We start from the raw sequence: 13,194 nt of genomic DNA, 5'->3' as shown, positions 1-13,194 counted from the left end.
GCACACGGCCGCCCTCGTCGTACTCGTTCATCTCAATCGCGGGTGAGATCGATCCTGGTGCCGTTGGCCTCGGTGTCCCAGAGGGCGTCAATCGCCTCGGCCAGGTCGTCGACGTCGGTGAACCCCGGGAAGCCCCGCTCCGGGTTCGCCTCCCGCATGGCCTGGTTCACCAGGGCCTTGACGACCAGGATGTTGGCCGTCGCGTTCGTTCCCTCGAGCGCGTCGGCGAAGGCCAGGGTCCAAGCCTCCGAGGCGGCCTTGGCGGTGCCGTAGGCCGCGTTGCCCTGGGTGGGCCGCTCAGCCGCTTTGGCGGAGACGATGGCGAACCGGCCGCGCTCACTGGCCTTGAGCAGCGGCTCGAAGGCGAGCGTGACGTGCTGCAGGGTGCGGATCAGCAGGTCGTGCAGCAGGTTCCAGTCCTCGAGCCTGGTCTCTGCGAAGGTCTTCGACCCGCGCCAGCCGCCGACCAGGTGCACGATGCCGTCCACCCTGCCGTGCTCGGCCTCGACGTCGGCCGCGAGTTGCTTGACGGCGTCGAAGTCGAGGAGGTCGACCTGGAGCGTTCCGTCCGCGCCCGACTTGTCGACGCCTATGACGGTGTGACCTTTGTCGGCGAAACGGCGTACGACGGCCTGGCCTGCGGGACCGGCCGCGCCGGCAACAAGGATGATCATGCTCGGATCCCCTTCGTGGACTCGACGACATCGCCGAGCTTACGGCGCAGGGCCTCGTAGAACATGCTCAGGGGGAACTCGTCGGGCAGCACCGCGTCGACCACGGCCTTGGGGAACCCCTCGACCGGCAGCGCGCCGACGCCCCGGTGCCAGGCGGAGGCCGGATGCGGCTCGACGTAGGCGGCGACGAGCTGGTGGGCGGCCAGCCAGTGGGCGAGTTTCGAGCGGTCGATCCCGTCGCGGTAGAGCTTCTCCACCTCGCCGCGCAGGTCGGCGACGCCGTCGGCGAGCCGGTCCCAGTCGACGCTCAGCCGGTTGTCCGTCCATCGGACGATGTCGTTGCGGTGCAGGTAGGCGAACAAGAGCTGCCCGCCGAGCCCGTCGTAGTTGCGGACCCGGTCACCGGTGATCGGGAAGCGGAACAGCCGGTCGAACAGGATCGCGAGCTGGACGTAGCGGGCATGCGGGATGCCCTCCTGCTCCAGCTTCACGGCCTCGCCGAACGCGGTCAGGTCGCAGCGGAGCTCCTCCAGGGAGTACAGCCAGTACGGCATGCGCTGCTTGATCATGAACGGGTCGAACGGCAGGTCGCCGTGGCTGTGGGTGCGGTCGTGGATCAGGTCCCAGAGCACGAAGGTGTCCTGGGCCAGTTCCTGCGACTCGATCAGCCTCGCCGCGTCCGGCGGCAGCGCCAGCTTGAGCGTGGCCGCGGCTGCCTTGCTGACCGCGCGGAAGCGCGCGGCCTCCCGGTCGCAGAAGATGCCGCCCCAGGTGAAGCGGGCCGGGGTCTGGCGCACCGCGACGGTCTCCGGGAAGAGCACCGCGGAGTTGGTGTCGTAGCCGGAGGTGAAGTCCTCAAAGGCGATCGGCACGAAGAGCGGGTTGTCGTAGCGCTCCCGCTCCAGCTTCGCCAGCCACTCGGGCCAGACCGTGCGGATCCACACGGCCTCGAGGTAGCGGAAGGTGGTGCCGTTCTGGGTGTACATCGGGAAGACGACCAGGTGCTCGAGGCCGTCGACCCGCTGGGTGTCGGGGTGGAAGGCGTTGAGCGAGTCCAGGAAGTCGGGCACGCCCAGGCCCTGCTCGACCCACTTGCCGAGGTCGGCGACCACCGCGGCGAGGTAGGCCTCGTCGTGGGGGAAGCGCGGGGCGAGCCGTGCCACGTGGCCGACGATCTCGCTGATCAGCTCAACCGCCCGGTCGCGGTCGCCCTCGATGGAGCCGTCCTTGGCCTGCAGCGGCTTGAGCGCCTCGACGGCGTCCTTGAGACCGAGGAAGATCTCACGGGCGACCGTGCCCCCCGTGTCCCCCGTGCCCACCGTGCCCGCCGAGGGGACGGGGACGCGCGCGGCCCAGGTGACGAGGTTGCCCCAGAGCGTGGCGTGGTCGTAGTCGCCGATCGAGTCGTCGCCGAACAGGTCGGAGTCCGCGAGGACCACGACCCTGCCCTCGCCGTGCCGTACGGCCAACGCCAGCGGCGCGCCCGCGGGGTCGGCGGAAGGGGAGGTCCGAAACAGCACCGTCGCGTGCTCGGGCCCGGACAGGACGCCCGCCCGGTAGAAACACGCCCTGCGGGCCCCGGCCAGCGGGTCCTCCTGCGAGGTCTCACCGGGGACGCCCAGGACCCAGGAGGCCACGCCGTTGTGGGCGTTCCCGGGATCCTGCACGGTGGTGTGTTCGACGGTGACGCCGAAACGGTCGAGCAGTTCGGCCAGGTTGCTGCCGTACTTCTCCTGCTCACACTCGGCGAGCACGACCAGCCCGCCTCCGGCCGCGACGTAGTCCTCGATCGCGTCGAGCTCCTCGACGGGCAGGACAGGGCTGCCCAGGCCCGTGGTGCGCTCCCAGCGGTCGGCGGAGGGGTGCGCGACCACGAAGACGTCCTGCGCGGCGAGGAGTGCCGGGGTGACCGGCCCCTCGGTGTGCGCGGCGACGGTGTGGCCCAGGCGGCGCAGCAGATCCGCGGCGCGGGCGTAGCTGTTGTCGTCGGGATGGCCCGGATTCATCGTCTCGGCCACGTCCCTGCGGATGGTCCATGACTCGTTGTGCGCCTCGTCGAAGAGTACCCGCGGGAACGCTCTCACGATAAATCCTCCCTCAAACACGACCTAACGACGGAAAATATACACAGTCTGCCCGAATATTGACACATCCCTTACGCCGGGACCGCAAGGGGCAGCGCGGTCCCGGGCACGGGTCGGCAGGGTCATCTCCGGGCGAAGTGCTCCGCCACGATCCTGGTGTGCAGCGGGAAGGCCAGCTCCCGAGGACCGTCGATCGTCAGCCACTCCATCGTCTCGTCGGTTGGCACGACCGGCGGCAGGGCGCCCGAGGCGGTCTCCGGCCCCCGGGCGAAGATCAGCACGGTGCCGTCGGGGGCGCTGAGCACGTCGAGAAGCCGCACGTCGTCTGGATCGACGACGACACCGGTCTCCTCGCGAAGCTCCCTGACGGCCGCCTGCTGCCAGGACTCGCCCACGTCGATGAAACCGCCGGGCAGGGCGAGCCCGCCGCGATGCGGCTCGATGCCACGGCGGATCACCAGCACGCCGTCGTCCACCGGAAGCACCATCACGGCGACCGGCAGCGGATTGAGGTAGGCGGTGTTGCCGCAACCGGAGCAGGTACGCGGCCAGGCCTGGTCGGGGGTGTACGCGCTGCCGCAGAAGGAGCAGTGCGAGTTCCTGATCGTCACGACCGTGAGACTAGAGCAGGCCGGGGCGCCGTTTCCGGAGATCCTGAGCGTACCGGGATCCTTCGGGCAGGCGTGGCCCACCCGGGCACCGCAGCCTCTTCAACGGGCTCCCGCCGCCTCTGGTTAATCACTGGCCGATCCGGGGGAAGCCGGAGATCATGGTGCGATGAGCTGGATCGCGCCGGAGATCACACGCGTCCACCCGCAGTTCGCCGAACTGGTCGGCGACGAGCGCTCGCTCGCGGACGCCTGGCTCGACTTCCATCGGCAGACACTGCTGTGGAAATGCGGCGGGCTGACCGCCGAGCAGCTCAAGCTTCGCCAGGTGGCACCGTCGAACCTGTCGTTGCTCGGCCTCGTCCGTCACATGGCCGAGGTGGAACGGGACTGGTTCCGCACCAGGTTCGCCGGAGAGCGGGTCGGTTATCTGTACTGCACCGACGACGACCTGACCGCCGAGTTCGACGTGGAAACCGCCGACGCGGAGTCGGACCTCGCCACCTATGCCCGCGAGATCGAGCTCGTCCGGCGGACGACGGCGGGGCGCTCACTGGACGAGACGTTCACCGATCCCCGGCGCGAGGTCGAGATGAGCCTCCGCTGGGTCTACTCGGTCATGATCCAGGAGTACGCCCGCCACAACGGCCACGCCGATCTTCTCCGTGAGCGCGTCGACGGCGCCGTCGGGCACTGAGCCGGGCCCCGCCGACGACAGGACGCGGTCACCTCACAGTTGCTTCAGCGGCCCGTGTCTCTCCAGCCAGTCGCGATAGGCGGGGGCGCGCTGCGACTCCGTCCAGTAGGTGGTGGTGAGCGCGCGGACCAGGTCGTCGGCGTGGGCGGTGATCGGGCCGGGAGCGGTCCATCCGATGAGGTGGCGGAAGCGCAGCGGGGAGTCGGCCAGCGGGCGGATCGCGATGCCCTCACGGGCCGGGGCCGTGGCCTGGAACAGGCTGACGCAGCGGCCCTCCGCGACCAGGTCGACCCCAACCTCGAGGTTGACCCCGTAGGCGACGCGCGGGGTGAAGCCGTGCTCGGCGCAGGTGCTCCAGAAGTACTCGCGCGGGCCCGACTCGAGCGGGGCGGGCAACGCCCAGTCCTCCTCGGCGAGGTCGCGCAGCTCGATCTCGTCCTGCTTGGCCAGCGGGTGGTTCGAGGGAAGCCCGACGAAGAGCGGCTCGACCGCGATGGCGGTGTACACCGCTCCTGGCGGCGGAGAGAGCCGATGGTCCGGGTAGTCGTCGAGGGTCGCCAGCTCGATCCGCTCCGACTCCAGCATGCCGGGCAGCGTGTCGATCGTCTGCTCGGTGAGCAGCCTGATCTCCGCGCCGGGAAGGAGCTGGCGGAGAGTCCTGGCCAGGTAGATCCGCAGCCGGGTCGGGGCGCAGCCGACGCGGATCGGCGCCATCTCCCCCTGTGGAGGCGCGTAGCGCTTCGCGGTCCGCTCCAGCTCGTCGACGGCGGAGACCAGGGACCGCGAACGGACCAACAGCCACTCGCCCAGCCGGGTCGGGCGCGCGCCCTCGGGTCCCCGGTCGAACAGAGGATCGCCGAACATCTGCTCGATACGGCGCAGCTGAGCGGTGAGCGCGGGCTGGGACATCTTCAGGGTCGCGGCCGCCCTGGAGATGCTCCCGCTGTCCGCGATCGCGCACAGCACCCTCAGATGACGAACCTGGAGATCCACGCATCCGAGAGTAAAAGCAAAGAAGCTTTCCAGTAAGGCCTAATCGGTGAAGAACCCAGGACACGCTTTGGAAACGCAGTATTTTTGTCGGGTATCAACCATTAGATCCCCACCCAGATCATGCCCCGCCTCCGCCACTCCCCCGGCGCGCGGACTTCCCCCGGCACCGGTACGGCGAAGGCCGGACCGGACCGGCTCACCCCTGGCGCACGAAACGCATCCGTTCCCGCGTTTTCGGCCCACCCCCTTCAAAAAACACGTCATTCCAAAAAGAACACCGCCCCCATTCCGCCCGCATCGCCTCCACCGTCACAGCCGCCTCCACCGTCACACGGAGTTCTCCGGCGACACCGGTACGGCGAGCGCCGACGGGGACCGGACCGGCACCGTGAACGGCGCGCCGGGAGTGCTGGAACAGGAACAACGCCAGCAGCGCGGACACCTCGCCCTGATCGGGCATGAGCTCTTGGAGGAGGCGGGCCAGGCTGATCGCCTCTGCGGCGAAGGCGGGCTCGCCGTCGGCGTTGTAGCCGTGGGTGAACAGCAGGTACAGCACCGCCAGAACACCGGGGGCCTCTCGGTGAGCGCCGGACCCGTCGGTACCCGGTACGTGCCCGCATCCGCGATCTTCGTCTTGGCCCGGGTCAGACGCCGGGTCATGGTCGGCTCGCTGACCAGAAAGGCCCGCGCGATGTCGGCGGTGGGCACCCCGCAGATCGTTCGCAGCGTCAGCGCCACACGTGCCTCAAGGGCGAGCGCGGGGTGGCAGCAGGTGAAGACGAGCCGCAGCCGGTCGTCCACGACCTCCTCCGCCGGGGCGGGGCCGGGATCGGCGACCGCGAGCGCCGTCAGCTCGGCCAGCTTGCGGCGCTCGACCCACGCGCGGCGCAACACGTCGATCGCGCGGTTGCGGGCCACCGTCATCAGCCAGCCGCCCGGGTTGCCCGGCACGCCCTCCTGAGGCCACCGCTGCAGGGCGAGCGTCAGCGCCTCCTGGACGCAGTCCTCGGCCAGCGTCCAGTCACCGGTGACACGGATCAGCGCGGCGACGATCCGCGCGTACGCGTCCACGCTCGCGGCCGCGACGACGTCTGCCGTCGCGGCCACGGGCGAACCGGTCACGCCGTCAGCCGTCCAGGTCGGCCAGCGGGCGCAGTTCCAGCCGTCCGTTCCTGGCCATCGGGTGGGTGCGGGCCACCTCGATCGCCTCGTCAAGGTCGGCGCACTCCAACAGGTCGTAGCCCACGATCACCTCCTTGCTCTCTGTGAACGGGCCATCCGAGACCAGCAGCCGGCCGTCGCGGACCCGGACCGTCGTGGCCGCGGACGTCGGCGCCAGCGCGCTGCCCTGCAGGCGGCGGCCCCGCGCGTCGTTCTCCGAGACCCACACCTCGATGTCGGGCTCGGGAGTCGTGTCGGTGTCGGGTTCGGTGTCGCTGCACACGAACATCATGTACTTCATCTTCGCTCCTCCGTGTCGCGGACTCATCAGGATGACGAACCGGCACCTCGGTTCCGGACAGCGGACGCACCGAAAATGTTCCTGCACTTCAACCAGCCCCACACAGCCGCTTCCCCGGCCGACGGAGCTTGGCGCCGGGCACGCCCGAGGATCTGCCGTGCGGAAAACTTAGGCCTTGACGGGTGAGTGCGGCCGGTTACGTTTCCCCCGTTCCCGGTGGGGCGACGATTGGAAGGCCGAGGGGATGCCCGCGCCCCCGCTCAAGCGGGCACCCCCGGCCTGTCAGGCCGGCCCGGCCATGGCCGGGCACTGGCCATCGGATGGCGACGAATCTCCTCGTCCGGCGAGGTGACAGGGCGCCTGGCTCACCCTGCGACGCGCTGTTCGGCGGTGCCTGCTTTCGAGAAGACGAGCCGGTCGGGCTGGCAGGTCGTGGTGGCCGGGGCCGTCAGGTCGCGGCGCCCTGGGGAGCCCGGCCTGGCCGGGCGGGAGGGGGCGGTGAGGTGCGGCATCAGGGGACTCCCCGCTTGATGACGTTGTTGTGATGTCATCGAGCATGCCTGTCAGAACGGGCCGCGATCGATCCCGCCCACTGGAGAGGTGAGGTACAGCCAGCACTACCACCGTCCCGGAACCGGTTCCGCCGCCCGCGGATCCGCCGGGAGACCCGCGACGACATCCACGAAGCCGTGATCACCTGGATTTACGCGTCAGCTGCGCCAGTAGCGTCAGGACCGCGAATGCCAGGATGACGACCAATCCCGGATAGAGCATGGCCAGCTGCGTACCAGGCATGATCGCCGCGGTGACGACCGCGAGGCCGCAGGCCCCGCCAACCTGCAACGAGCTGTTGAGCAAACCGGCGGCGAGTCCTTGCTCGTGGTCGGCCACCCCGCTGGTGCCGGCGACCATCAGCGTCGCGATGCTGAGCGCGAAGCCCACACCCCACAGCAATGAGGCGGGCAACAACACCGTCCACAGGTCCGGCTCAGGGCCGATGCGCAGCATCAGCAGGTAGCACGGAAGAAATGCTACGAGCCCGACCATCAGCACCCTGTTCACGCCGAACCTGTCCATCAGGGCCCCGAGTTTGGGCCCGACGACGACCACCATGAGTCCCGCGGGCAGCAGCACCAACGCCATCTGCCACGGTCGCCAACCTTGCAGGTCCTGCAAGTACAAGGCGAGCAGGAACTGAAAGCCCATGGCGCCGCCGTACAGCAGGGCGATGCTGATGTTGGCGGCCACCAGGCTCCGGTTGCGGAACACGCCCAGCCGGATCAGCGGTTTCTTCACGGTGCGCTCGATCGCCAGGAAACCAGCGAGCAACAGCCCGGATCCGGCGAATCCGGCCAGCGTCCGCAGCGATGTCCAGCCGGATTCCGCCGCGTTGACCACTGTGAAGACAAGCAGCAGCATCCCGGCGAGCAGGGTCACGGCACCGCCGATGTCGAGCCTCGGCCGCTCGGTGCGCGGCGGATCCGGCGGCAGAAAGCGCAGTGCGCCCAACAGCAGCAGCACGGAGAGCGGGATCGGCAGGATGAAGATAGATCGCCAGTTCAGCCCTGCGAGCAAGCCGCCCACCAGCAGCCCGGAGGAGTATCCCGACGCTTCGAAGACGTTGAAGATCCCGAACGCCTTGTTCCGTTGCGGGCCTTCGGGAAAGGTCGTGGTCAGCAGCGACATGGCCGCCGGGGCGGCGAAACCCGCCGCCATGCCCTTGACGAAGCGCGAGACGATCAGCAGGGCCGCGTCGGCGGCGAGTGTGCCGAACAGCGACACTATCGCGAACGCGGCCATTGCGATCACCAACACCCGCCGACGGCCGAACAAGTCGGCGACTCGTCCACCCAGCAGTAGGAAACTGCCGAACGCCAGAATGTAGGCGCCCACCAACCACTGCGCGACAGCCGCACTCATCCCGAGCTCATGCTGGATTTCCGGTATCGCCACGACGATCATCGAGATGTCAAGCCCATCGAGCAGGATCACCCCGCTGAAGATGAACAGCGAGAACCACAGCCGCGCCGGCCAGCGCAGGGGATCCTTCCGGATCTCGGGTGCCACCGATGCGTCGTCTCCCGGTCGCCCATGGCTCGAGGACAGGTTGGCTGACATTTATTACCGCCCTTCGGTGATTCAGGCAGGGATGTGATGGTTTCCGCATTCCGACACAATTGCTGAATCGGAAAAAATAAAACCTTCCATAAGCGGGGAGTGCATTTCGCGCCGCGGTTCGCGGGCATGAGGGATGGCGACCGCCCACCGTGCGAGCGGCGGCCTGGCACCGCGGACGACGAGGGCGAAATGTTTGCCCACGGCGCGACGTTAGGGCTTCACATCAGTTGGAAGGTCAACCTCAGACAGGGCGGGCACATGCTGATCGGGGAGTTGTCCCGGCGTACCGGGGTCAGCCCGCGGTTGCTGCGGTACTACGGGGCGCAGGGACTGCTTGACGCCAGGCGTGATTCGAATGGTTACCGCAGCTACGACGAGGACTCTGTGGTCATCGTGCGGCAGGTGCGCGCCTTGCTGAACGCGGGCCTGTCCACCGAGGTGATCCGTGTGGTGCTGCCCTGTACCCGGGGCGAAGAGCCGGAATTCGACTGGTGCGCGGACCTGCGGGCCATCATGGACCGGGAGCTGGCGGTCATGGACGAGCGTATCGACGGCCTCCAACGGAGCCGCGGCACCCTCGCCGGCTACCTGGCGGATCCTGAGCCGTGACACGGGCGAACGCACCGGCCTGACCTGTCGCGGCTCCAGCGGGGCTGGAGCCGCGAAGAGCGACGGAACAGATCGCCTGATCTCCGCCGACGAGATCCGCCGCCCGCTCGCGTCCTCGGTCCGACCGGCCGTCGGCGAGCGGCGCATCCGGCACCGACCGGCATGGCGGTTACGCCACCGGGCACGCGCTCGACGATCCCCCTACCGGTGGCAGCGCATCAGAGATCACCGAGTGCGGCTGGAGTGTCAGACCATGTCGTCCGTACGGACCCAGCGGGTGAACGCCGCCCACTCCCCCGGCGTGAACACCAACGCCGGACCGGACCGATCCTTACTGTCCCGGACACCAACCCGACCACCCGAGAGGTGAGCGATCTCCACACACTCACCGCCGTTGGCTCCAGAAAATGGCGACTTCACCCAGATAGCCTCGCTTAGTTCCCGGTCCACTGCTCCCTCATCTCTTCGATTAGTTCACGTGACACGCTCTGAGGGAGAGCCTCAGCCCTAATCGCCTCGTAGTCGGTCACAATGCCGGCCACATCGCCGGGGCGGTCGGACACCTGTCCCTGACCGGCCGACTCCATATAGACCGTGTTGGTCAACCCCTTGGTCTGCGCGACGAAAAACCCTCCCAGAAGGCCTGTCGTACTCGCTGCCTTGAAAGGAAGGACTTGGATGGTGACGCAGGGGCGCTGAGCCATTCCCAGAAGATGGTCGAGCTGCGCCGCCATGATCGGCCGACTGCCGACAAGGCGCCCCAAAACGCCCTCATCCAGGATCGCCCACAACATAGGAGGATCATCTCTCTCCAGAATCCGCTGGCGATCTAGCCTCATGGCCACGTTTTTCTCAATCCACTCCGTCGAAGCCCGGGGGGCGCCTCTGAGGATCGAGCGAGCGTAGTCCTCTGTCTGGAGCAGGCCTGGTACGACGAGTGGCTGCCAAGTACGAAGAGTGTCGGCCTCTTGCTCGATCTCCACCCACGGCCGGAACCACGCGGGGAGTTGTGCCGCGACGTTGTCCATCATCTCCTTGATCCGGAATTGGTGACGAACGCGGTTCTGCATTCTTTTCGAAGAGGGCCGGACGACCTCGTACGGCTCACGCTCATCCGGCGGGCGGGCCTTTTCCACGTGGAGGCCCTGGACCCCGGCGGCGGTTTCTGGGACCCGCACACCCTCAAGGCCGTGCCCGACGACGAGGAGGGCGGGCGCGGCCTGGCCATCGTGGGAGAGATCTCCGGTGGACGCTGGGGAGTCAGCGACCACGGCAGGCTGGGCCGTACGGTGTGGTGCGCCGTCGGCGGCGGACCGGATCCGGCGGAACGGTCATGAGGGTGATCGTGAGCATCACCCGCGAGGGGGTCACGGTCAGCGCCCCGGATCAGGAGGGTGTGCTGTTCGGATTCGACGCCTGGGAGGCGTTTCTCCGCCGGGCCAAGAAGGGCTGGTTCGACCTGGCGCCTCCGGCGAGGACGCCGGAACGAAAGCACCTCACGCGGTGACCGGAAACGCCCGCCGACCGCGCACCGCTCATCGGCGCCGATCAGGCCGTCGCCGCCGCTCGCCGTACCGGCGCCGTGAAAACCTCGAACATGACGAGAGCGATCATGGTGACGGCGAGAACGAGCACGGCGGAAGCGAGAGCGAACACGGTGACGGCCACAGCAAACACGGGGACGGCAAGAGCGAAAACGGCGAAGGCAGGCGGCCACCGCAGAAGCTCATAAAAATGCCATGAGCAATATGGCCGACAGCGCGCTTGAACGGCACGGGCGGCAATAGAGTGTGGCTCCGTTCGGGGGCCCTCATCTCATTGGCGTCACACCGCGTCGTCGACATACGTCACACCGTCGGGGCTCGGCATGCGCACACAGCCCGAAGGGGTGGATGTGTTCCCTCGTATCCGCGTGCATCTCCTCACGGCACTGTTCGTAGGACTGCCCGAGATCGGCCTGGGGCTGACGGTGAACGTCGTCAGCAACCGGCTCCCCGGCTGGGTGCAGAACAACTCACCGATCTTTCTCGTGGTCGTCTTCGTGCTGGCGCAGGTGGGGGCCGCCTGGGTCGCGGGGCCGGGCCGGAAAAGGCGGCGGCACCGGCTGCGGACGGAGGCGGTCCGCATCGTCAGAGCGGACACGGCGCGGATCCTCGACAGTGCCCTGGGAGACATCCCTCGCATACCACTGCACCTCGTCGAGCGGCCGGAGGCGGTCCCCGCCTCCCCCTCGGTGACCGGAATCGACGACGGGGTCGGGCCGGGCACCGTACAGCGGGACGACGGGCTGCTCACGGCGTTCGAAAGGTCCGGATCCGCGCTGCTGGTCCTCGGCGCGGGAGGCTCGGGCAAGACGGTGCTGCTCGTGGAGCTGTGCCAGGACCTCGCCGACCGGGCGCTGAAGGACAGGACCGAGCGTGTCCCCGTCCTGGTCGGCCTCGCCGGTTGGAGCAGGAAGCAGGGGCCGCTGGAGCGATGGCTGCGCAACGCCGTCACGGCCAGGTACGGGCTGCCGCGTGCCTTCGTGGACGAACTGGTCGACGACGATGGGCTCACGCTCCTCCTCGACGGTCTCGACGAGGTACCCAAGCTGGACCGCAAGGAGTGCCTGGCGCAGCTGAACAAGCTGATCGCCGATCGGGCCCCGCTGCCGGTCGTGGTGAGCTGCCGCACCGAGACGTACGCCCCGATCGGGAGCAAGGTCAGGGTACGGCGGGCGGTCGAGATCCAGAACCTGGACAACGACGTGGCGGCCTCCTATCTCGCCGCCCTGCGAAGCCCGACGGCCGACGCCGTCGCGGCCGTGCCGAGGCACGACACCGACTGGTGGAGGCTGGTCACCTCCCCACTGATCCTGGGGATGATCGCCAGAATCGTCGCGCGCGATCCGGCGGCCACGCTCGTCAGCGGCGGATCGCTCGCGCGGCGGCGCGGCCAGGTCATCGACAGGTACATCGACGTGATGCTCAGCCGCAGGGGGAAACGCGGTGAGGCCGGGCCGCTCGACTCCCGCAGGTGGCTGGCCTGGCTGGCCCACTCGATGAGGGAGGCGCGGCTGTCGAACCTGCCGATCGACCGGCCACCGGTCGGCTGGCTCAGGACGTTCTGTGATCCCCTGCCGATCAAGCATCAGGTGATCAAGATCTACGTGGTGGGCGCGGTCCTGTCCGTCTTCGCGGGGGTGGTGCTGGGTGTGATCCCCGGGTTCGCGATCTCCCCGACCGCCTTCATGATGCTCGTACCTGCCCTCCTCATCCGATACGACCTGACGAAACACCACACGGACGCCGACGGCTCCGTGCATCTCATCGCCCGCATCGGGGCTCCGCCCTTCGACCTTCTCCCCAGGGCCCTGGCCAGCGTGCTCGGGACACTTGTCCTGGCGGCACTCCTGCCCCTCGTCCTGCACACCCCCCTGGCATGGTCCCTGGCCCTCGTTCCCGCGGCGCTCGCCAGCGAGGCGCTCACGCTGACGGCGAACTCGGAGCCACGAGGGCTGCCCGACAAGGAGGCCGTCGTTCCCGGCTTCAGGATCCGCCTGTCCACCAGGAACGCGGTCCGCGGGGTCGTGTTCCTCGGCGCGCCCGCCGCGGCGATCATCGCCGGAGCGTCCTGGGTCACTCAGGGCCCGCAGTACGTTCTCCCGACGTTCGTGGGCGAGATCGGCCCTCTCTGCCTCGGGGCGTGGTTCATCTCGGGCGGTACCCCCGTGGCGCAGCTCCGCCTGATGCTGAGAGAGATCCACCGCCGGGGCCTCGGGCCGCGAAGGTACGTCGACTTCCTCGACTCGGCCGCCGACCGTCTCATCCTCAGGCGGGCGGGGGCGGGCTACGCCTTCGTCCATCATCACGTGCAGAAACACCTCGCCCTTGAGTGGCAGAAAGCCCAGGCCTCACCCTCGGTGGCGCGGACCACGCGCAAAAACCGGCCCGCGGCCCTGAAAGGCTGA

Annotated in this window: 15 protein-coding genes and 1 pseudogene; 5 read left to right on the top strand and 11 right to left on the bottom strand. The window is 68.5% G+C overall.

From position 1 onward, the window contains the following. Positions 1-32: 32 nt before the first annotated feature. The 3 genes from AB0395_RS02115 to AB0395_RS02105 form a co-directional block, all read right to left on the bottom strand. The gene (locus AB0395_RS02115) at positions 33-674 is read right to left on the bottom strand and encodes an SDR family oxidoreductase (RefSeq protein ID WP_366276094.1); all 642 of its coding nucleotides are present in this window, start codon (positions 672-674) and stop codon (positions 33-35) included. After that, positions 671-2,758, bottom strand: a complete 2,088-nt coding sequence (locus AB0395_RS02110; RefSeq protein WP_366276092.1) for a DUF6421 family protein — start codon at positions 2,756-2,758, stop codon at positions 671-673. Before AB0395_RS02110 ends, AB0395_RS02115 begins: the two co-directional genes overlap by 4 nt. Before the next feature lie 122 nt (positions 2,759-2,880). Then, a complete protein-coding gene (locus tag AB0395_RS02105) occupies positions 2,881-3,369 on the bottom strand; it encodes an NUDIX domain-containing protein (RefSeq protein ID WP_366276090.1) in 489 nt (162 codons plus the stop codon). 166 nt (positions 3,370-3,535) lie between these two features. Between AB0395_RS02105 and AB0395_RS02100 the strand changes: the two genes are divergently transcribed. Then, positions 3,536-4,063, top strand: a complete 528-nt coding sequence (locus AB0395_RS02100; protein WP_366276089.1) for a DinB family protein — start codon at positions 3,536-3,538, stop codon at positions 4,061-4,063. 33 nt (positions 4,064-4,096) lie between these two features. On the opposite strand, the gene AB0395_RS02095 is transcribed toward AB0395_RS02100, so the two are convergent. The 6 genes and pseudogenes from AB0395_RS02095 to AB0395_RS02070 form a co-directional block, all read right to left on the bottom strand. Next, entirely contained in the window at positions 4,097-5,056 is a 960-nt protein-coding gene (locus AB0395_RS02095; protein WP_366276087.1) for a LysR family transcriptional regulator, read from the bottom strand. Positions 5,057-5,252: 196 nt separating this feature from the next. Next, entirely contained in the window at positions 5,253-5,612 is a 360-nt protein-coding gene (locus AB0395_RS02090) for a DUF6596 domain-containing protein (RefSeq protein ID WP_366276086.1), read from the bottom strand. A 122-nt stretch (positions 5,613-5,734) separates the two neighbouring features. After that, a pseudogene (locus tag AB0395_RS02085) lies at positions 5,735-6,127 on the bottom strand (sigma factor); the annotation flags it as partial. A gap of 55 nt (positions 6,128-6,182) precedes the next feature. Further along, positions 6,183-6,518: a YciI family protein gene (locus AB0395_RS02080; protein ID WP_366276085.1), complete on the bottom strand. Its 336-nt coding sequence runs from the start codon at positions 6,516-6,518 to the stop codon at positions 6,183-6,185. Positions 6,519-6,883: 365 nt separating this feature from the next. Beyond that, complete coding sequence (locus AB0395_RS02075) at positions 6,884-7,030, bottom strand: hypothetical protein (RefSeq protein ID WP_366276083.1); 147 nt, start codon at positions 7,028-7,030, stop codon at positions 6,884-6,886. A 181-nt stretch (positions 7,031-7,211) separates the two neighbouring features. After that, positions 7,212-8,585 (bottom strand): MFS transporter, encoded by a 1,374-nt coding sequence (locus AB0395_RS02070; RefSeq protein WP_366276082.1) that lies wholly within the window; start codon positions 8,583-8,585, stop codon positions 7,212-7,214. A 309-nt stretch (positions 8,586-8,894) separates the two neighbouring features. On the opposite strand from AB0395_RS02070, the gene AB0395_RS02065 reads away from it, so the two are divergent. Further along, a complete protein-coding gene (locus tag AB0395_RS02065) occupies positions 8,895-9,245 on the top strand; it encodes a MerR family transcriptional regulator (protein ID WP_366276080.1) in 351 nt (116 codons plus the stop codon). A gap of 246 nt (positions 9,246-9,491) precedes the next feature. Here the strand turns inward: AB0395_RS02065 and AB0395_RS02060 are convergent, their stop codons facing one another. Beyond that, the gene (locus tag AB0395_RS02060; RefSeq protein WP_366276079.1) at positions 9,492-9,665 is read right to left on the bottom strand and encodes a DUF397 domain-containing protein; all 174 of its coding nucleotides are present in this window, start codon (positions 9,663-9,665) and stop codon (positions 9,492-9,494) included. 14 nt (positions 9,666-9,679) lie between these two features. After that, complete coding sequence (locus AB0395_RS02055; RefSeq protein ID WP_366276078.1) at positions 9,680-10,276, bottom strand: DUF5753 domain-containing protein; 597 nt, start codon at positions 10,274-10,276, stop codon at positions 9,680-9,682. An 18-nt stretch (positions 10,277-10,294) separates the two neighbouring features. On the opposite strand from AB0395_RS02055, the gene AB0395_RS02050 reads away from it, so the two are divergent. The 3 genes from AB0395_RS02050 to AB0395_RS02040 all read left to right on the top strand — a co-directional run bounded on the left by AB0395_RS02050 (position 10,295) and on the right by AB0395_RS02040 (position 13,194). Then, positions 10,295-10,582 carry an ATP-binding protein gene (locus AB0395_RS02050; RefSeq protein WP_366276076.1) on the top strand — a complete coding sequence of 96 codons (288 nt, stop codon included), beginning with the start codon at positions 10,295-10,297 and terminating at the stop codon, positions 10,580-10,582. Next, positions 10,579-10,752, top strand: a complete 174-nt coding sequence (locus AB0395_RS02045) for a hypothetical protein (protein ID WP_366276075.1) — start codon at positions 10,579-10,581, stop codon at positions 10,750-10,752. Before AB0395_RS02050 ends, AB0395_RS02045 begins: the two co-directional genes overlap by 4 nt. A gap of 387 nt (positions 10,753-11,139) precedes the next feature. Continuing rightward, positions 11,140-13,194 (top strand): NACHT domain-containing protein, encoded by a 2,055-nt coding sequence (locus AB0395_RS02040; RefSeq protein WP_366276074.1) that lies wholly within the window; start codon positions 11,140-11,142, stop codon positions 13,192-13,194.

This window comes from Streptosporangium sp. NPDC051023, from assembly GCF_040689595.1.
In the GTDB taxonomy this organism is placed as follows: Bacteria; Actinomycetota; Actinomycetes; order Streptosporangiales; family Streptosporangiaceae; genus Streptosporangium.
Note: the sequence above shows the minus strand (reverse complement) of the source record. Positions and strands in the feature narration are given on the sequence as shown.

What these genes read in the sequence shown, in the direction of transcription:
- AB0395_RS02045 (WP_366276075.1), top strand. Translation starts at nt 10,579, where the DNA reads ATGAGGGTGATCGTGAGCATCACCCGCGAGGGGGTCACGGTCAGCGCC.
- AB0395_RS02055 (WP_366276078.1), bottom strand. Translation starts at nt 10,276, where the DNA reads ATGATGGACAACGTCGCGGCACAACTCCCCGCGTGGTTCCGGCCGTGG.
- AB0395_RS02080 (WP_366276085.1), bottom strand. Translation starts at nt 6,518, where the DNA reads ATGAAGTACATGATGTTCGTGTGCAGCGACACCGAACCCGACACCGAC.
- AB0395_RS02115 (WP_366276094.1), bottom strand. Translation starts at nt 674, where the DNA reads ATGATCATCCTTGTTGCCGGCGCGGCCGGTCCCGCAGGCCAGGCCGTC.
- AB0395_RS02075 (WP_366276083.1), bottom strand. Translation starts at nt 7,030, where the DNA reads ATGCCGCACCTCACCGCCCCCTCCCGCCCGGCCAGGCCGGGCTCCCCA.
- AB0395_RS02065 (WP_366276080.1), top strand. Translation starts at nt 8,895, where the DNA reads ATGCTGATCGGGGAGTTGTCCCGGCGTACCGGGGTCAGCCCGCGGTTG.
- AB0395_RS02100 (WP_366276089.1), top strand. Translation starts at nt 3,536, where the DNA reads ATGAGCTGGATCGCGCCGGAGATCACACGCGTCCACCCGCAGTTCGCC.